This window comes from Chitinimonas viridis (genome assembly GCF_030409555.1).
Taxonomy (GTDB): Bacteria; Pseudomonadota; Gammaproteobacteria; order Burkholderiales; family Chitinimonadaceae; genus Chitinimonas; species Chitinimonas viridis.
The window spans coordinates 676,847-697,089 of record NZ_JAUFPU010000018.1 but is presented as its reverse complement, the minus strand read 5'-3'; the positions used below and the strand labels follow the sequence as shown (position 1 = coordinate 697,089).

General features: G+C 61.8%; 8 protein-coding genes. All 8 read left to right on the top strand.

Annotated features, from left to right (window positions below; all coding sequences use genetic code 11):
• Positions 1 to 5: 5 nt before the first annotated feature.
• Positions 6 to 5,138, top strand: a complete 5,133-nt coding sequence (locus QWZ03_RS16275; protein ID WP_290333680.1) for a non-ribosomal peptide synthetase — start codon at positions 6 to 8, stop codon at positions 5,136 to 5,138.
• A gap of 3 nt (positions 5,139 to 5,141) precedes the next feature.
• Positions 5,142 to 9,935 (top strand): non-ribosomal peptide synthetase, encoded by a 4,794-nt coding sequence (locus QWZ03_RS16270; protein WP_290333678.1) that lies wholly within the window; start codon positions 5,142 to 5,144, stop codon positions 9,933 to 9,935.
• Positions 9,932 to 10,996, top strand: a complete 1,065-nt coding sequence (locus tag QWZ03_RS16265) for a TauD/TfdA family dioxygenase (RefSeq protein ID WP_290333677.1) — start codon at positions 9,932 to 9,934, stop codon at positions 10,994 to 10,996. Before QWZ03_RS16270 ends, QWZ03_RS16265 begins: the two co-directional genes overlap by 4 nt.
• Complete coding sequence (locus tag QWZ03_RS16260; protein WP_290333676.1) at positions 10,993 to 15,384, top strand: non-ribosomal peptide synthetase; 4,392 nt, start codon at positions 10,993 to 10,995, stop codon at positions 15,382 to 15,384. Before QWZ03_RS16265 ends, QWZ03_RS16260 begins: the two co-directional genes overlap by 4 nt.
• Positions 15,385 to 15,400: 16 nt before the next feature.
• A complete protein-coding gene (locus tag QWZ03_RS16255; protein WP_290333675.1) occupies positions 15,401 to 17,053 on the top strand; it encodes a cyclic peptide export ABC transporter in 1,653 nt (550 codons plus the stop codon).
• 77 nt (positions 17,054 to 17,130) lie between these two features.
• Positions 17,131 to 18,066 carry a JmjC domain-containing protein gene (locus tag QWZ03_RS16250; RefSeq protein WP_290333674.1) on the top strand — a complete coding sequence of 312 codons (936 nt, stop codon included), beginning with the start codon at positions 17,131 to 17,133 and terminating at the stop codon, positions 18,064 to 18,066.
• Between the two features lie 136 nt (positions 18,067 to 18,202).
• Positions 18,203 to 18,604 carry a BlaI/MecI/CopY family transcriptional regulator gene (locus QWZ03_RS16245; protein WP_290333673.1) on the top strand — a complete coding sequence of 134 codons (402 nt, stop codon included), beginning with the start codon at positions 18,203 to 18,205 and terminating at the stop codon, positions 18,602 to 18,604.
• Complete coding sequence (locus QWZ03_RS16240) at positions 18,601 to 20,208, top strand: M56 family metallopeptidase (RefSeq protein ID WP_290333672.1); 1,608 nt, start codon at positions 18,601 to 18,603, stop codon at positions 20,206 to 20,208. The genes QWZ03_RS16245 and QWZ03_RS16240 overlap by 4 nt, the downstream gene beginning before the upstream one ends.
• Positions 20,209 to 20,243: the final 35 nt, after the last annotated feature.

The window sequence follows — 20,243 nt, the reverse complement described above, 5'->3', positions numbered from 1 at the left end:
ATACGATGATGAAGCAGGAACACACCAAGCCCGCGCTGCAGGTGTCGGACGAAGCGCGCGCTCGATTGGCAGAACTGACGCCGGAGCAACGCCAGCGGTTGCTGGCACTGACTCGCCAGACGAATGATCCAGGCAAGCTGCATGGCCGTTTCGAGGCGTGGGCCAGGCGCAGGCCGGATGCGATCGCGGTCAGTTGCGAGGGAATGCAGCTGAGTTATGGCGAACTGGATGCCCAGGCAGATGTGCTGGCAAGGCATATCGTCGCCGCAGGAGTAAAGCGGGGCGAGCTGGTGGCGATCACGCTGGACCGTGGGCTGCCGCTGGTCGTCGCCATACTGGGCGTGCTCAAGGCGGGCGCAGCCTACCTGCCTATCGACCCATCGGTGCCGGAGGAACGCCAGCGCTTTATCCGGGAGGATGCACAAGCCCGCCTGGTGCTGTCGGTCTCCCGCTACCGGGCCGCCCTGGCGGACTGCGGTACGCCGGTGCGCTTTCTGGATGAGATGGCAGAGCCCGCACCGGCCGTGGTCCTGCCCGAGGTCACGGGCAAGGATCTGGCCTATGTGATCTACACCTCTGGTTCAACCGGCAAACCCAAGGGCGTGATGGTTGAACACGGCAATGTAGCCCGCCTGTTTACCAGCACCGAGCGGCCCTTCGGCTTCTCGGAACAGGACGTCTGGAGCCTGTTCCATTCCTATGCCTTTGATTTCTCTGTCTGGGAGATCTGGGGGGCACTCCTGTATGGCGGCCGTCTGGTTATCGTGCCGTATGAGGTATCACGTACTCCTGCTGCCGTGGCGGAGCTGCTGCTGCAGGAAGGTGTGACCGTGCTCAACCAGACGCCGACGGCCTTCTCCAACCTGATGACCGAGATGCTGGCCAGGAATGATGCCGGCAAGCTGCGCTATGTCATCTTTGGCGGCGAGGCGCTGGAGCCCAAGCGGCTGGCGCGCTGGGTGGCACGTTTCGGCGATGCGACGCCGGCCTTGGTCAATATGTACGGCATTACCGAAACCACGGTGCACGTGACCTACAAGCGCGTACTGGCCCAGGATGTTGAACAGGGCATCAGCGATATCGGCCTGCCCCTGGCCGACCTCAAGCTGTATGTCCTGAACGAGCGGCAGAAGCCGGTGCCACAGGGCGTGGTCGGTGAGCTTTATGTGGGCGGGGCAGGCGTCAGTCGTGGCTACCTGAATCGCCCCGAGCTGACGGCCGAGCGGTTTATCGACAATCCCTTTGGTGAAATCGGCCGTCTGTATCGCACCGGTGATCTGGCGCGCAAGCGGGAAGGCGGCGTACTGGAATACATCGGCCGCAATGATGGCCAGGTCAAGCTACGCGGCTTTCGTATCGAACTGGGTGATATCGAGCGGCATCTGATCGGCCATGAAGCGGTCAGGGATGCGGTGGTCACGCTCATGGGCCAGGGCGAGGAGCGCAGCCTGGCTGCCTACCTGGTACTGGGACAGCCGGTGAGCGAGGACTGGAAGTCCAGCTTGTACCGCTATCTGGCAGGCGTGCTGCCGGACTACATGATTCCCTCTCATGTCGTGACTCTGGCGGTGTTGCCGCAGACCAATAATGGCAAGATCGACCGGGATAGCCTGCCCCAACCGGGCAGCGATGATGTCTGGCAGCAGCGCTACGTTGCCCCGGTCACCGAGGCAGAGCAAGTGCTTTGCAGACTGGTCGGCGAGCTGCTGCAGCTGGAGCGGGTAGGCACGCACGACAACTTTTTCGCCTTGGGCGGCGATTCCTTGAAAACCGTCAACCTGGTTGCCAGCGCCAAGGCGGCAGGTAGGCATATGACGGTGGCGGATGTGTTCGATTGCCCCTGCATTGCCGATCTGGCGCTGCGGCTACAACAGGATACCGCGCCTGCCGACAGGGTTGTCGGTGCGTTCGAGCTGATATCCGAGGCGGATCGTGCGCGTCTGCCGGACGGAATAGAGGCTGCTTATCCCATGTCGCGGCTACAGCAAGGCATGGTGTATCACAACCTGGCCAGCAGCGATAACTCGCTGTATCACAATGTACTAAATCAGCGTTATCGCGGCGGACTGGACATAGCGCGCATGCGTAGTGCCATGCGCAATGTGATGGCTGCCCACGAGATACTCCGCACATCCTTTCAGCTGCATGGCTATGCCGAACCCCTTCAACTGGTGCATGCCTGCGTTGAACCACCTATCCATGTCTACGATCTGCAGGCGATGTCGGCCGAAGCGCAGCATGCCCATCTTGCCGCTGAACTCGACCGGCTGCGCCTGCAAAGGCTGGACCTGGCTTCGCCGCCCTTGTTCCAGGCACACGCCTACCTGATTGCCGAGGGCGAGCTGGAGCTTATCTGGCTGGAACACCACGCCATACTGGACGGTTGGTCGCTGGCCAGCTTCATGACCCAACTGATGACGGAGTATGCGGCGCTGGAAAAACAAGGCGTCAGCGCGCAGCAATTGCCCCCCGCGCCTTACCGGCTGTTGATCGAGGCGGAGCAGGCTGCACTGGCTGACCCGGCACAGGCCGCGTTCTGGTCGTCCTATATGGCTGATGCTCCCTACACCCAGCTACACACCGAGCATGGTGGGGACCAGACGGCCAAGCAGATCCCGCCGGTTGAGATTCCTGCCGCGCAATTCGCGCATTGCCGCCGGCTGGCCGGTGCCCTGGGCGTGCCGCTGAAATCCTTGTTCCTGGCGGCCTATGCCAAGGTGATCAGCCTGTTCAGTGGCGAACTCGATGTGCTGGTGGGGCTGACCACACACGGTAGGCCTGAGATCGCTGGTGGCGACCACCTGCTGGGTCTGTATGTGTCTACCCATCCGCTACGGCTCGATTGCGGGCCAGCTACCTGGGCTGAACTGGTTAGCCGTTGTTATCGGGCTGAAGCGGATATCTGGGCCAAGCGTTTCTATCCACTATCCGAGATCAAGCGTTTGCATGCTGACAGGGAGCTGTTTGAAACCAGCTTTACCTACAACCACTTTTCAGTGACGGAGCAGGCAGAAGATATCGGTATCGAGGCAACCCGCAGCAAGCGGGCGTTTGAGTTCGAGAGCACGGGCCTGGGCGTTGCTTTCGTGGTGATGGACATGAAGCGCGACCTTGGCCAGATACATGTGTCGTTTGATGCCGCGCGGTTTGATGCAGGCTTTGCCCGGCGCGTGCAGCACTATCTCTGTCTGGCATTGGCCCATATGGTCGAGGGGATGGATGCGGCGGCCCGGTTACTGAGTCAGGACGATGCCGTGCTGACAGCAAGGCTGGCCACCGTGCCTGAGCAGACAGCTACCCCTGATAGCCTGATGTCGGTCTTTATGGCACTGGTGCAACAGCATGCAGACTTCCCAGCCATCAAGCAGGGCGGACGGGTACTCAGCTATGTCGAATTGAGCGCACGTATCGCCGCAGCGGCGCAACAGCTACGGCAGCTGGGCATACAAGCCGGTCAACTGGTGGGCTTTGATACCCAGCCCACCGTGGACATGGTGATTGCGCTGCTGGCGACTTGGCGATTGGGCGCTGTGTTCGTACCGCTGGACCCGGAGCAAAGCCAGTCTCGCCTGTACGATATCGTGACCGAGTCGGGCCTGCGGCATATCGTGGCCGATTCTGGCCGTTGGGTCGGCAGCTTGCCGGAAGGCGTGCAGGTCCATCCGGTGCAGGCCTTGGCTTCCGCCACAAACGAGGGGGCGGCACCGTACGCGATGCCCGTGGTACGCCCCGGCGATTTGGCCTATGTGATCTACACCTCCGGGTCGACCGGGCGTCCCAAGGGCGTCACGATAGACCATGGCAATGCCTTGGCCTACCTGGGCGCAATCCAGCGCCGCTATGGACTGCAGTCGGGTGAGCGCCTGCTGCAGATATCGAATACCGGCTTTGACGTGTTTGTCGAAGAATTGCTGGCCAGCCTGTTCAGCGGCAGCACACTGGTTTTGCGCGAGACCCCCCGGCTACCTGATGCGGCGGAGTTCTGGGCCTTGATAGGCAGCGAGCGCATCAACGTGCTGTCCTTGCCAACAGCTTATTGGAACCTGCTGTGTACCGAGCTGCCGGCAGAGGCAGCAGCGCTCGACTGCCTACGTGTTTGCGCAGTGGGTGGCGAGGCCATGCCGCGTGAGCACGCAGACCGCTGGCTAGGCCGGTTTGGCGGGCAGGTTGCCCTGCTCAACGTCTATGGCCCCGCCGAAGCAACAGTGACGGCAACGACCTTCGATGTCCGTACCTTGGTGACCGAGCCTGATCGTTACAGCGGCGTGCCCATCGGCCTGCCCCTGGACAACGGTCCCTGCTGGGTGCTGGGCAAGGATATGCAGCCGTTGCCGCAAGGCGTGGTAGGGGAGCTGCATATCGGTGGCTTGTCCTTGTCGCCGGGTTACCTGAACCAACCGGAACAGACCCAGCAGCGCTTCGTGCAGCTGGCCCTGGCGGGGATGCCGTCGCAGCGCGTCTATCGCACGGGCGACTTGGTCCGGCTACTGGCAGATGGGCAGCTTGAGTTTGTTGGTCGCAAGGATGGACAGGTCAAGATCAGGGGCTTCCGCGTCGAGATTGAAGAGGTGCGCCAGGTCATTGGCGAGGTGCAGGGTGTGGTGCAGTGCTTTGTCATGCCGGTGCAAGGGGTGTCGGGCGCCAAACAGTTGGCAGCCTATGTCGTGCTGGATGGGACGGGCAGGGAGCTCGGGCTGGATCGCGTCATCGCCCAGGTGAAGGAGCGGCTGCCCGGCTACATGCGGCCCGCATCGTGGGCCTGTCTGGAGTCACTGCCCATGACCGCCAATCGCAAGGTGGATATCAAGGCGCTCCCGCGGCCCGAGTTCAACCCACAAGACCGCTATGTGGCACCCGCCAACGAATTGGAACGTGAAATACAAAGCCTGTGGGAAGACGTACTTGGGCGCTCGGCGCTCAGCGTGGATGCCGATTTCTTTGCCCTGGGCGGTCATTCCCTGCTGCTGACACGCCTGCTGCTGCGTATCAGCCAGTCATGCGATGTGGCGCTATCGATGGCGGAATTGATGCGTGCGCGAACCATACGCGAGATGGCAGAGTTGATTGCCGCCACGCGCAGCATTCGCCAGTCGCTTGAGCACGCCGAGCCACAGGCGAGCGAAGAGATGGAGTGGTAGGCCATGACAGATGCCATTGCAGTAATCAACCGCCTGAATGCGCTGGGCGTACAGTTGCGCATCAAGGACGGCAAGCTGGTGACGCGGGCTGCACAGGGGGTTATTACCGAAGAACTGGGCGCACTGATCAGGCAGCACCGGGATGCCTTGCTAGCCCTGCTGATCCAGCACGAATCGCGTGAAAAGCACGGTGCGCCCCCGATCAGCGCCGGTACGCAGCTCCACTACCCTCCTTCCTATGCCCAGCGGCGCCTGTGGCTGCTGGATCGAATGAACGGTGTAGGTGCCAGTTACAACATGCCCGTGGCACTGCGGGTGGATGGCAAGCTTGACCGTCAGGCCGCGGCACAGGCGTTCCAGGCCATCATCGAGCGCCATAGCGTACTGCGTACGGTCTATGTTGAGCAGGATGGCGAGCCCCTATGCCAGGTGCGCGAGGGTGTCCAGTTTGAGTTGGGATACCTTGAACTGCCGGCAGGCCAGAGCCAGGCGACGGACTTGCAGGCGCTCATGGCCGCAGAGTGCGCGCGCCCCTTCCAGTTGGCGACCGACCTGCTGCTACGCGCCACGCTGGTGCGATTGTCTGAAGAGCAGCATGTGCTGCTGTTGAACATGCACCACATTGCGTCCGATGGTTGGTCCATGGGCGTTCTGGTGGCCGAGTTCACGCAACTGTATGCCGCTGCCACCCACGGGCGTGCGGTGTCGCTGCCGGCGCTGGCGGCCCAGTATGGCGACTACGCCGTCTGGCAGAGCGCCTGGCAGGCACAAGGGGGGCTGAACCGCCAGCTCGACTATTGGCGGCAGCGCCTGGACGGTATTCCACACCTGCATGGCGTACCGACCGACTTTCCCCGGCCGGGCATGCAGCGCTACGACGGCGCAGTGCATGCCAGCACCCTGGATGGGGCAAGCACGGGCAGGTTTTGGCAGCTCTGCCGTGAAACCGGCACGACGCCCTTTATTGGCCTGCAACTGGCATTTGCCCTATTGCTGTCGCGCTGGAGCAATGAGCGCGAGGTGGTTTTCGGCACGCCGATTGCCAATCGCCTGCGTCCCGAGCTTGAGGGTTTGATCGGTTTCTTCGTCAATACCCTGGTGCTGCGCAATACGATCGATGCCAGCAGCTCGTTTCGGCTTGCCCTGGCAGAAGCCGCGACGCGGATTGCGCAGGATTACGGCAATCAGGACGTGCCTTTCGATCTGCTGGTGGAAACCTTGAACCCAGAACGCTCCAGCAGCCACCCGCCGCTGGTGCAGATCATGTTTGCCATGCAGAACAACCAGTCGGCTGCCGTGACACTGGATGGCTTGGCGCTGTCGGCCGTCACCATGCCGGCCCACACGGCCAAGTTCGATCTGACCTTGAGTGTGGCTGAGCATGACGGCGGGCTGGCCCTGCAATGGGAGTACTGCAGCGCCTTGTTCAAGGCAGAAACCATAGCGCGCATGGCGGCGCAGTTTGAACTGCTGCTGCAGTCACTGGTGGCCTTGCCGGATACGCCGCTGGCAGAAATAGACATGTTGCCGGCCAGCGAACGCCAGCAATTGCTGGGTCAATTGGCAGGTGCTGAAACGACCGGCGTGCGGGACTCTGTACCACAGGTCTTCTTCGAACAGGTAAAACGCTATCCGGATCGACCTGCCTTGGTCGACGGCGAGCAAACCCTGAGCTACGCCGAACTGGGCCAGCGCGTGCGCCAGCTGGCGGATGTGCTGACGCAGCACGGCTTGCACGACGAACAACCGGTCGGCCTCTATCTGGAGCGCGGTGTCGACATGGTGGTGGCTATGCTGGCGGTGTTGCTGGCGGGTGCCGCCTATGTGCCGCTCGATACCGCTGCACCCATGGAGCGCATAGGCCTGATCATCGAGGACGCCGGTTGCGAACTATTGCTGTGTTCCCGCCGGACAGCGCCCTTTGTCGCGAGCCTGGCAACCACCATGATCGTAGGTGAGTGCGACGGCGGGGTTAGCTTTGATGCACCGCTCGTCATGCCTGCTGCAGGCGATGGCCGGCGCCTGGCCTATTTGATGTACACCTCGGGTTCCACCGGCATGCCCAAGGGGGCCATGGTCGAGCAGCGGGGAATAGTGCGCCTGGTTTGTGCACCTGATTATCTCGATATCACCCCCACCGACATTGTTGCCCAGGCTTCCAGCAGTGCCTTTGATGCCACCACCTTTGAAGTCTGGGCAGCACTGCTTAACGGTGCCTGCCTTTGCTTTGTCCCTACCGATACGCTGCTAGACCCTGCTGCCCTGGAGGCGACGCTAACGCAGCAGCGTATCAGCATCCTGTGGATGACCACGGCGCTGTTCAACCAGACGGCGGCCTTGAGGCCAGGCATGTTTGCCGGTCTAAGGTGCTTGCTGTTTGGCGGCGAAAAGGCAGAGACGCAATCGATCAACCGTGTCGTGGCAGCCGGCAAGCCACGCCATCTGCTGAATATGTATGGCCCCACCGAGAACACCACCTTCACCACGGGGTACGAGGTGCATGCTGCCTTGCCGCATGCCTGCCCCATAGGGCGCCCGATCAGCGGTACCCGTTGCTATGTGCTGGGCAGCAATCAAGAGCTGCTTCCCTATGGGGCGGTGGGCGAACTGCATGTGGGGGGAGAGGGCGTCGCGCGTGGCTACCTGAACCGCCCGGAGCTTAACGCCGAGAAATTTCTGCGCGACCCCTTTGCCGCAGGCGGCACGCTGTATCGAACCGGCGACCTGGTGCGCTGGCTGGCTGATGGCACCTTGCAGTATCTCTCGCGCATGGATCATCAAGTGAAGATACGAGGCTTCCGTGTGGAACTGGGAGAGCTTGAACATGCCTTGCTGGATCTGGGCATGGTGAGCGAGGCCATGGTCATGGTCTGCGAGCATCCTCAGAAAGGCAAGTACCTGGCCGCCTATGTCGTGCCGGCACAGGGCGTGCAATGCAGCGCGGCTAGCCTGCGGGCCGCACTGCAGATTCGTCTGCCCGCCTATATGCTGCCAGCGGCCATCGTGCTGATGCCTGCCATGCCTATCAGTGCCAATGGCAAGGTTGACCGCCATCGCCTTCCACCCGCCGAATCTGCCTTGCTCGCCGATACCGGGCAGGTGGCCGTGCAGGGCGCGCTGGAAACAGCCCTCGCAAGCATCTGGTGCGATGTCCTGGGGTTGACCACGGTAGGTGCGACCGACAGTTTCTTCGAACTGGGCGGCAATTCATTGCTGATGATGCGGCTATGCAGCCGCGTACGTGATGAGCTGGGGGTGGACGCGGCTTTCGCGGTGTTCCTGGGGCAGCCTACCATTCGGCAACAGGCGGCCTGGCTATCGGTTCAGGACAGGCAGGCAACGGGGCGGGCGATCGAACCGCAGCCACCCGCTGATGACTATCCCTTGTCGTTCTCCCAGCAGCGCTTGTGGTTCGAGGCATTACTGGGCAATAGCACAAGCTACAACCTGCCGGTGGCGCTGAAGCTGGATGGCCGCTTGGACACCGGGGCCCTGGCGGCAGCGCTGCAAGCATTGGTCTCCCGTCATCAGATACTCCGCAGCCGCTATGTCAACAGGCAAGGCGTTGGCCGCCAGCAGATCGCGCCGCTTTCCGCTTGGTCCATGGTACAGGTGGACTTGAGCAGCCATGCCCAGCCCATGGCGGTGTGCATGCTGGCACTGCAGCGCGAGGTGCTGCAGCCCTTTGATCTGGAGCAGGGCCCCGTATTTACGGCGACGCTGTATCGCTTGGGTGACAACGAGCATGTGCTGCTGCTGAACATGCATCATATCGTTGCCGATGGGTGGTCCATGCAAGTCATCTCGGCGGAGCTGGTTAGCTTTTATCGGGAACGGGTGCGGCACGAGACAGACACGGCCGTACCGCCGCTCCCCATACAGTACACCGACTTTGCTGCGTGGCAGCGTGCCCAGGCCCAGGATGATGCGGCGACCCATGGCCTGGACTATTGGCTGGAGGCGTTGGCTTTCGTACGCGAGCTGCCGCTGTTGCCTACCGATGCCCCCCGCCATGCCGCTGCGAGCTATCCCCTGGGGGAGTCCAGCTTCGCCATGGATGCCGATACCACAGCTGCGCTCAAACGTATTGCGGTTGAGTACGACACTTCGCTGTTTGTGGTGCTGCTGGCCATCTACAACCTGGTCATCGCCGACTACAGCAAACAGGACAGCGTCGTGGTGGGTACCGACATGGCAGGTCGAGACCATGCAGAGACAGAGCGCCTGGTTGGCCTGTTCGTGCACCAGCTAGCGATCGCCACCGACCTGCGTGATTGCAGCGATTTCCCTCAGCTGTTGCAGCGTACCCGGACCAATACGCTGGAGGCTTACGGTCACAAACACGTACCGGTAGAGCAGATCGTTTCCGCCTTGGGGCTGGAGCGAGGCCTCTCACAGCATCCCCTGTTTCAGACCAAGCTGGTATTCCAGAACTTCCCCGCATCTGGCGAAGCCGCCATGCCGGAAATCACCCTGCAGCGGCTGGTGCTCGGCAACCGCAGCTGCAAGCTAGACCTGATGTTGACCCTGGCCGAAGCGGACGGGGGGCTGCGGGGGGAGTGGGAGTTCAATGCCGATTACTTCAAGCCGCATACGATCCGCGCCCTGGAAACGAATCTGCTGAGCATGGCAGGGCAGATTGCCGCACAGCCGGGCAGCACCCTGGCCGCAGTGCGCAACACCTTTCTGCAGCGGCAGCGCGATGAGATCGACAGCCTGCGCCAGCGCCTTACGGGCGCCAACCGCCTGCGCAAACCTATCCCCTCGGTTTCCTCCCACGAAGGAGTTCTGCCATGACGGCTATCGATGTTGCGGCGCGTCTATCGCGCCTGAATGCTGTGCGTAAATCAGTTGCAGTGACCGACTTGATCCTGCGTAGCGAGCTGCAAGGGGGGCAGACCCGCTTGCGGCTGTTTGAACCGGCGCATGCTGCGGTGGACCTGATCGGCTGGCTGCAGCAGAACCGCCCCGAGGTGGAGGCGGCGCTGCTGCAATATGGGGGCGTGGTGTTCCGGGGCTTTGGCGGCGATGGCAATGGGCTGTTCCAGGGGCTGGTCAAGGCCACCATTCCGGATATCCAGCCTTATATGGAAGGGGCTACCCCGCGCACCCAGCTGGGTGAGGGTGTCTACACCTCCACCGAGTTTCCGCACGATCAAACCATCGCCCAGCACAACGAGTTGTCCTATGTCATGCGCTGGCCGATGAAGATCTGCTTTGCCTGCCGAACCGCACCGGCCCAAGGCGGCGAGACGCCACTGACGGATGTCCGCCGGGTGCTGGCGAATCTGGATCCAGCCATCGTGCAGCAATTTTCCGAGCGTGGCTGGATGCTGATCCGCAACTATGGCAATGGTCTGGGACCGAGCTGGCGCAAGGCTTTCAATACCGATGACCTGGATGAGGTGCGGCGGTACTGCGCACAGTCGGACATCGCCCTCGAAATATTTGACGAGGAGCACATCCGTACGCGGCAGGTGCGGCCTGCGATACGGCAGCACCCTGTCAGCGCCGAGCATGTCTGGTTCAACCATATTGCATTCTGGCATCCCAGCAGCCTGCCCGAACCGGTGCGGCAGGGGTTGCTGGCTCAGTTCGCACATGACGCGCTGCCCTATGCCACCTGCTGGGGCGACGGTCAGCAGATCGACGACGGCATCATCGCCCATATCAATGCCGCCTATCGGCAGGCCACGCTCGTCACTCCCTGGCAGCAAGGCGACATGGTGCTGCTGGACAACATGCTGATTGCCCATGGCCGTAATCCCTTCCAAGGTCCTCGCGCCATTGTGGTTGCCATGGGCCAGCCCTATGTGCCGGCTCAGGCCGCTCACCCAACCTGGGATAGAACAAAGTGAACAACCTTACCGAACTCGCCGTCGCCACACAGGACGGCTTTGCCCTTTCACCCCAGCAGCGCAGCCTGTGGACGCTGCGCTCCCGCGAGGATAGGCCGGTCCACTGTCACGCGATTGCCGGCCACTTGGGCTGCGCACTGGAAAGTACGCAACTGCGGCACCGCTTGCTGGCCATGCTGGCCGAGCACGAGATACTCCGAACCCGCTTCGCACGGCAACCTGGCCTGCTTGAGCCCATACAGGTGCCGCTGGCCTATTCGGCCGAGATGCTGAGCTTGCGCGAAGAGGATTGGCGTCACCTGGATGAGGCCACGGTGGCGCAGATGAAGACTTTGCATTGGAACGAGGCCAGCGGATCGATGCGGGTGGAAACCGGCCTGGCCGTGCTGGCCGCTTTGCTGCCCGATGGTGGGCAGTACCTGATACTGGCTGCGGCCCCGCTGGCGGCAGATGCCCGTACGCTGGTCCAGCTGCTGCAGTTGCTGGGGGGCGCTGTGCTGTCGGAAAACGCCGAGCCTATCCAGTATGCCGACCTGTCGGCATGGCTGGAGGAGGTGGCACTGGCTGACGAGAGTGAGGCTGGGCGGCGGTTTTGGCGTAGCCAGCAGGCGGCGCCCACCGGCAAGGGGCTGGTTTTCGATACGGTAGCGAAGGCCGGGCCGGCAAGGCTGCCGCAGGCGCGCCGCGCCCTGCCGGATGCGCTCTGCCTAGCGCTGGCGAGGCAGGCCGAGCGCTGGGGGCTGCCGGTGGAAGATTTGTACTTCGGCAGCTGGCTGTGGCTATTGCAGACCTTAAGCGAAGACCAGGTCTTGCCGGCGGTGACACGCATCATGGATGGCGTAAGCCTGCCGGAGTTGGCGTACAGCCTGGGGCCGTTGGAGCGGGCGCTGCCATTTGCATTGCCCGAGGGCTGTGATCTTCGCACTCCCGCCAGCTTTCTGGCAGTGGCCCATGCCAGCGCCGAAATGCGTGCGCAGCAGGATTGCTTCGTGGCGGAAGGAGGGGGTGACGCCACTCGCTACGCCTTCCGCATGCTGACCATGGCCAACCAGCTAGCATGTCTCGATGCGCTGTCTGTAGGCAGCGGTGCTTGCCGGGCTATGGGCTCGGTCTGGCTGCAGCAGGTGCATGGCTGCCTTCTGGTAGAGTCGGGTGCAGATAGCTATTCGCAGGCTACTATCGACTGCCTGGTCGAACAGTGGTACTGCCTGCTGGAAGTGCTGGCCGACACCGAAGCTGAAGCCGAGCTGGGCCTGCGGTTGATGCCTGCCTTGCAGGCGCAAGTACTGGCGCTGGGCCAGGGTGCGGTCGTGCCACTTGAGGCCAACGCCAATGTGGTGGCCTGGTTTGAGTCTGCTTTGGCGGGCACTGGCCAGGGTGCGGTGATGGACGATACGCATCGCAGCCCGCTTGCTGAGATCGACGCACGTGCCAATCGACTGGCCAGGCAACTCCGGCAGGAGGGGATAGGCAAGGGGCAACTGGTCGGCCTGTATCAGCACCGCTCGCTTGGCTACGTCGTGGCGATGCTGGCGGTGCTCAAGGCTGGGGCGGCCTATATACCGCTGGATAGGGATTACCCGAGCGAGCGCCTGGCCTACATGCTGGACAACTCGGGTACCGGCCTGGTCCTTGTTGACGGAGACACCCTGCCGCAGCTGACCGGTCCATCTACCGGAAATGCCCGATTCCTTGCATTGGCCGAACTGGAAAGGGCCGCCGCAGCGCAGCCAGACACCCCGCTTGGCGTGGCAATATCCGGCGAAGACCTGGCCTATGTGCTGTACACCTCAGGTTCTACCGGCACCCCAAAGGGGGTGATGATTCCGCACCGTGCCCTGTTCAACCATATGCGCTGGATGATAGGGCGTTTCGAATTCTCCGCTGCCGATGTCTTTCTGCAGCGCACCTCGTCCAGCTTCGATGCGTCGGTCTGGGAGTTCTGGGCACCGCTGCTGGTCGGCGGCACGATGGTCATTGCCAGGCAGGACAATGCCTACGACCTGGCCTACCTGATGGATCTGATGGCGCGGCGCGAGGTCACGGTGGCGCAATTCGTGCCTTCGTTGCTGGATACCCTGGTGGATTACCCTGCGTTTACGGCACTGCCTGCGCTGAACCGTGTGTTTGCCGGCGGCGAAGCACTTACCCGGGCCCTGCGACAGAAATGTTTCACCAGGCTGTCAGCCAGCCTCTGCAATCTGTATGGCCCTACCGAAGCCTGTATCGACGCCACCTATCAGCTATGTACACCCAATGATGGCGAGGCTGCCGACATAGGCGGCCCCATAGACAATACACAGGTCATCGTGGTCGATGCGTATGGGCGCCTGGCAGGCATCGGTATCCCTGGCGAGCTGTGCATCGGTGGTGCCGGCCTGTTTTCGGGTTACCTGAACCGTCAGGATCTGACCGATGAAAAATGCTTCGTGCCAGACGGCCTGGACCGGCTGTTCTACCGGACGGGGGATCTCGCCCGGCTGCTGCCCGACGGAGCGCTTCGTTACCTGGGGCGGATGGATCAGCAGGTTAAGCTGCATGGTCAGCGGATCGAGCTGGCGGAAATCGACGCCGTACTGAGCACTGCACCTGGCGTGCAGCGGGCCATCACGGTAGTGGCCGAGGGGGCGCAACTGGTGGCCCTGGTGCAAAGCCATGCAACGACCACCCAGGCGCAACTGTTGGCGCACGCGAGCCAGTTTCTGCCTGCGTACATGGTGCCGTCGCGCACGCTGGCCATCCAGCAGTTTCCGATCTTGCCCAATGGCAAGCTTGACCGTGCTGCAATGGTGAAGTTGGCCGAAGCCGCGCAGGAGCGGACTTCCCTGGAGCTGCCGCAGACACGGCTGGAGCATGTGTTGCTGCAGGTCTGGCAGCAGGTGCTGCGGCGCACCGCGATCAGTGTCACCGACCGATTCTTCTCCATCGGCGGCGATTCCATCCGCAGCATCCAGGTCGTATATGAGGCTAGCCAGCAAGGGCTGGCACTCACGGTCATGGATATTTTCAAGTTCCAGACCATCCGTGCCCTGGCCAGCTACCTGGCCAGTGGCGGTGTGGCAAAGACGGCCCAGCACATCATCCCTGCGGGCGATCCTGTTCCGGGCGGATTGCGGCAGCTTTATGAAGATGTCTATCCGGCTACCGAGATGCAACGCTACATGATAGCGAGGTATGCCGAGGATAGCGCCCGGCACGGCATCTTCCATGCCCAACAGGCCCTACGCATCCACATGCCTGGGCTGGATATCGGGGTACTGGCAGAGGCGATTCTTGCGGCCAGCGATGCACCTAACTTCAAGACCCGTTTTATCGCCCACGACAGTGCCTGCTTTCAGGTACAACTGCCCGCATCCGGCGTGACGGTCGTCCAGCGCGACTTGCGGGCACGGGATGCGGTAGCGCAAGGCCAGGCCGTACGGCAATGGCTGGAGGAAGACCAGCAACACGGCTTTGATCCATTCGATCTCTCCGCACCGCTGGCACGTGCCGCAATCATGCAGCTCGCCGCCGACCAGGCCGAGGTGGTGTTCTCCAACCATCATGCCATCCAGGATGGCTGGGGAAACGTGGTTTTCCTGAACCGGGTATCGCGGTACTACCGCGACGCTATCCAGGGTGTGGAAACGGCGGCATTGGCGCCCGTGAATGTCTGCAAGGAATACGCGCTGATACAGCATGCACTGGTGCAAGACCCGGAACAGACGGCTTTCTGGCGCCAGCGGATGGCAGGGATGGCCGCCAGCTATCCCGTCACCGCTACGGTGGCAGGGCCTCGTTATGCGGCCCAGACCCAAGCCATTGATACCGGCTTGGTGCATGCCGTCAACCAGCTGGGACAGGCTCACAATCTGACGGCCAAGGCGATCTTTCTGACCGCCTACATGCAGGCACTCCATGTCCGGGGGCTAAATCCCGTCATCGGTGTTGTCAGCAATGGTCGCAGCGAGCAGCTGTCTGATCCGTTCCACGCCATGGGTCTGTACTGGAACCTGATGCCATTCGGCACGCGTCTGCCGGAAGGCGAGGGCGTAGATCGTAGCATCTGGGTGCAGGCGCAATTGATGGGACTGGAGCCCTACGCCCGCTTCCCGCTGCCATGTATCGAGGCGCTGGGCGAGCCTTCGCAGCGTATCGGAGCCAGCTTCAACTTCGTCAATTTCCATAACGAAGACCTGGGTGAGGGTAATGCAGCCATCACCGGCACCTACGCGCTGGATAACTTTGGCTTCCCCATAGGCATCACGCTGGGCGTCGAACCGGATGGCGGCGTTTCCTGCCTGCTGCAACTGGATCGGGGCCTTGCATTTGGCTTGCCGGACTTCTTCGCGACCTACAAGCAGTCGCTTTGCAACCTCACTGGCCATGTGCTGGCTAGCCAATCCTGAACTCGGACAACAACTCATGCTTTCTTACTTCATCAGGAAACTCGGGAAACTTCTGTTACTCGCCACGGTGAGCAGCGGTGTTTCCGCCTTGCTGGCACTTAGCCTGTTCAGCATGATCTCGCAGACCAAGGGCGGGGCTTCCCTGCCATACAGCCCGTTGTACTACGGCGCGGTCTGGGGCATCTGGCTGCTCATGACGATAGGTACCTCCACACTGCTGTCGCGTCTGAGTGCCGATGCGGTATTCCAGATCCGCGTTTCTCTGATTCGGCGGATATTGGGTACGGCCTATGACAAGCTGGAACGGGCGGGTTCGTCCCGGCTCTACAACGTACTGATCAGCGACGTGACCAGCATTTCCAATGCGTTCTCCGAGTTGCCCACCTTTATCTTCAATCTGATCTTGCTGGTCAGCTGCCTCTCCTACCTGGCCTATCTTTCGCCCATGCTGTTCGGTGTGCTGGCGGTGGCGATAGGTATCTCCTTCATGGTGTCGCGCACCTTGATAGGCAAGCTTGCCCGGCGTAGCCGCGACATGCGCGATAGCCAGGACGCCATGATGGATGGCTACAAGGGCATGCTGGAGGGCAGCGCCCAATTGGCGGTGGATGCTGCGCGCAAGCAGCACTACTACGAGCATGATCTGCAGCGGCGGGCCGAGCAGTTGCGCAAGCATGAGCGCGGATTCCGGATGATGTGGGATCTCAACCGTGGTGTCACCGTGGCACTGGTATTCCTGTTGCTGGGGGTGGTCACTGAGGCAGGACGCCGCCTGGGTGATCAGGGCTTGGTGATGAGTTACGCGCTCATCATCACCTACTGTGCCGGGCCGTTCGGCATGGTCATGAACCTGCTGCAGCAGTTTGCCCACGCGCGCGTCTCCCTCAGCAAGATCGATAGCCTGCAGATCGATGGGGATAAGTCGCTGGCAGCACCGGTAGCCCATGCGCCGGCCTGGAACACCATCCAGTTTTCCCAGATCGAGTTCACCTACAGGCAGGAAGGCGCTGAAGCCCCCTTTGTGCTGGGTCCGCTGGATCTCGAGATACGCAAGGGCGAAGTCATCTTCATCACCGGCGGCAATGGCAGTGGCAAGTCCACCTTCATCAAGCTGCTGCTGGGGCTGCACGAGCCGAGCGCAGGCAGCATCTACATTGATGGCGTCAAGCAGTCATGGGCGGACAATGAAGGCTACCGTGCCTTGTTCTCCATGGTGCTGTCGGATTTCTACCTGTTTGGTCAGGTACTGGATGGCAGCGGCAAGGCAGCAGCCGATGCGCAAGTCGTCTCCTTGCTGGAACGCTTCAAGATGGCCAGCGTGGTCAAGGTCCTTGGCGGCGTGTTCGATACGGTGCGGCTGTCGCAGGGCCAGCGCAAGCGCCTGGCGTTGGTATCGGCCATATCGCGCGAGCGGGATATCTACGTTCTGGACGAGTGGGCGGCCGATCAGGACCCGCAATACCGGCGTACCTTCTACGAGGAAATCATTCCTTGGCTGCAGCAGAGCGGCCGAACCGTGGTCGCCGTGACCCACGATGACCGGTACTTCCCTATCGCTGATCGTCGTGTCGATTTCGAAGCCGGCCGGATCAGGCTCGAGAGTAATCGTTTCCCCAGTCGTACCGACCAGACGGTGGCCACGCCCGACTACGCCACGGTCAGTGCCTGAGTCGATGCCGGTGGACGCATCAACGGCATACCCAATCCTGTAAACATGATCGCTAGCACTTCCCAATGGAGTTACGCATGAATGCTCAGACCGTGTCAGCCCCTACCTTGGCCGATTCCGCGAGATTTGCCTCGCTGGTACACCCGTTCACCCCGGCGGATTTCCTGGCGGGTAAATGGCCCAAGGAATTCGTCCATATCACCGGTCCGATGTCGCGTTTTGCAGAGATCGTCGAGCACCCCGATTTCGCCGGTGTAGAGTCGCTGCTGCGCAGCCCTTTGCAGGGCTCGATACGGGCCGACTACACACGAGAGGATAAGCGTAGCGAAGAGGACATCACCCCGGACCGGGCCATCGAGCTTTATCGCGCTGCCTGCACCATCTACATGACGCGGCTGGCTAGCGAACCGATATTGCAATGGACCCGGGAGCTCGATGGCGCGCTTGGCCTGCTGCCAGGTACTACCCAGGTCAATGCCTTTGCCTCCATGCCAGGACGTGGCCTGTCGTGGCACTGGGATCCACAGGAGCTGTTCATCCTGCAGCTGAAGGGACGCAAGGTTTGGCATGTGGCCCCCAACGACTACATAGATTGGCCCACCAAGAGTGGCCAGGCAGGCGCGGAAAAGCGGCCTGATATCCGAATGCAGCTGAAAGACCCCCAGCGGCCGGTGGAATCGCCCAAGTCCTGGGACACCATCGAAATGGAGCCCGGCTCGGTGATGTTCTTGCCCAGGGGTTACTGGCACACCACCGAGAACATAGACGAAAGCCTGCACCTGGTTTTCCAGGTCAAGCTGCTGTCCTGGCGGGATGTGTTCACCTTCCTGTTCGAAAGCGTGCCGCAGTTCTACGACGTGCCCTGGCGCCAGCCTACCCTGGCCCTGAGCCCCGATCGCTTGTTCGAGCAGGGCTTGCAGGAGTTCCAAGAGCGTTGCTCGGCCCTCGGTTCGCTGGCTTCGCCGCACGGCATACAGTCTTTGGCCAGGCTGTTTGGGAATAGCCGGGCCTGATGCCATGACCAGGCTGTAGTCGGGTGGGCACGGTTTCAACTAAAACCTTACAACTAATTTATTACAACTAATCTTTTAGTTGACGTGGCAGGTGGCGACCTATTTAATGGTTGCCATAGAACGGAAGGAACCGACCATGACAAGACCGACTGCAGCTGCACTGACCGATGCCGAGCGCGAACTGCTGGAAGTGCTGTGGCGCAAGAAGCAAGCCTCGGTGCGTGAAGTGACGGACGAGATAGCCAAGAAGAAGTCGGTTGCCTACACCACGGTGTTGACCATGTTCAAGGTGCTGGAGAAGAAGGGACTGGTTACCTATCACCAAGAAGGCCGGGCCTTTATCTACACCCCCACCATCAGTCGGGGAGAAGCGCGGAAGAGCGCGCTGGAGCGCTTGCTCAAGCAGTTCTTCAATGGTTCTCCCCAGGTGTTGGCGCAACACCTCATCGAGCAGCATGAGATGAGCCCCGACGAGTTGGAAGCGCTGAAACGCCTGGTGGCAGATGCCCCGGACGCCGAAGAGGATGGAACACAATGAATACGCAATGGGTGACGCTACTGCAGATGTTTGTCATGCAGCATCTATGGCAGAGCACGGCGCTGCTGCTGCTGGCGGCAGTTGTTGTGAGGATGCGGGTGTTCGGTGTCACCGAACGATCCTGGCTGTGGCTGGGCATGCTGGTACTGGCGGCGCTGGCACCGCTGGCCATGTTTGCGCCTGGGCTTGCCTTATCCACCATGCCAGTGCCCGCGCCGGTGCCCGCGCCAGCAACGGCCATGACGGCAGCGCCGCAGGCCTTGCTGGCGGCAGGCCAGTTGGCCACCCAACCGGCGGTTGCCACGAACGTCGACGTGGGCATCAGCACGGTGGCGCAGCTGGGGTTGCCTGCCGACACCTGGGAGCTGCCGGCCTGGTTGATCGCGGCGGTTCTGACGGTCTGGCTGGCTGGCAGCCTGTGGCAGCTTGCGCGGCTGGCACAGGGCTGGTGGGTCTCGCTGCAGCTCAGGCGGAGTGCCCGGCTTGCACCCCAGTTGCAACGCATGATGCAGCAGCAGCTGCCTGCCGGCACCGCCATCATGGCCGTGGAGAACCTGCCTGGCCCCATGGTGGTGGGCCTGATGAAGCCCTGCATCCTGATGCCCAGACAGCTCCAGGCAGATCTGCCCGATGCCGTGCTGCGGGACGTGCTCAACCATGAGATTGCCCATGTCCGTCGGCGCGATCTGTGGAGCCTGGTGCTGCAGCGGCTGATCATGGCTGTTTACTGGTGGAGTCCAGCTTTGCGCGCCATCTGTACACGGCTGGAACTATCGCGGGAGATGGCCTGCGATGCACTGGCTGCCCAGGCGGCTGGTCAGGGCAAGGCGTACGCAAGGTCGTTGTTGACCAGCATGGAAAGCGTGGCCAGGCATCAAACCCATCATCTGCTCGCAAGCGGGATGTTCAGTTCCCGCCACGGGCTCAATCAACGTGTGGAGGAGCTATTAAGCATGGATAAAAAACAACTGAAGATCAGGCAAACCTGGACCCGCCTAGCCTGCGTATCACTGCTGGGCGCGGCGGCAACACTGGTATGGGCTGCTACGCCGCGCATCCAGGAGACCGTCGAAGATGCCACTCAGGTGGTTAAGGCAGCGCCCGGTGTGATTGAACTGGTGGAGGCCGCCAAGGCCGGCCGGCTAGATGAAGTGAGGCAGTGGCTGGAGCGCGGGGTGGACATCGACGCCGGGGTGGATGGTGACGGTACCGCCTTGATTGCCGCAGCCCGCGCAGGCAAGGTGAAAGTGGTTGAAGAGCTGCTGGCCCGCCAGGCCAAGGTCAATCTGGCCTGGCGCAGTGACGGCCTACCCCTGACCGCCGCCAGCGCCAAGGGTCATTTGGCGGTGGTGGAGCTGCTGCTGCGGGCTGGTGCCGACATCAATGCCGCTGGCCCATATGACGAAACTGCCTTGATCAATGCGTCACGGGGCGGTCACTTGAAGACCGTGCAGTACCTGGTTGCCAAGGGTGCCGATGTCAATCTGGGCGTGATGGCCGATGGCAATCGCTGGCGCACCCCATTGAACCAGGCCAAGGATGCCGGCACCCGGCAATTCCTGTTGGGTGCGGGAGCTAAACCAGACTCGCTGGCAGGCAAATAGCGCACTACGGCACCAGGCCGACCTGGTAGCCGATA

Excerpts from the sequence above, each read along its gene's own strand:
- QWZ03_RS16275 (WP_290333680.1), top strand. The coding sequence starts at position 6 with ATGATGAAGCAGGAACACACCAAGCCCGCGCTGCAGGTGTCGGACGAA.
- QWZ03_RS16270 (WP_290333678.1), top strand. The coding sequence starts at position 5,142 with ATGACAGATGCCATTGCAGTAATCAACCGCCTGAATGCGCTGGGCGTA.
- QWZ03_RS16265 (WP_290333677.1), top strand. The coding sequence starts at position 9,932 with ATGACGGCTATCGATGTTGCGGCGCGTCTATCGCGCCTGAATGCTGTG.
- QWZ03_RS16255 (WP_290333675.1), top strand. The coding sequence starts at position 15,401 with ATGCTTTCTTACTTCATCAGGAAACTCGGGAAACTTCTGTTACTCGCC.
- QWZ03_RS16250 (WP_290333674.1), top strand. The coding sequence starts at position 17,131 with ATGAATGCTCAGACCGTGTCAGCCCCTACCTTGGCCGATTCCGCGAGA.
- QWZ03_RS16245 (WP_290333673.1), top strand. The coding sequence starts at position 18,203 with ATGACAAGACCGACTGCAGCTGCACTGACCGATGCCGAGCGCGAACTG.
- QWZ03_RS16240 (WP_290333672.1), top strand. The coding sequence starts at position 18,601 with ATGAATACGCAATGGGTGACGCTACTGCAGATGTTTGTCATGCAGCAT.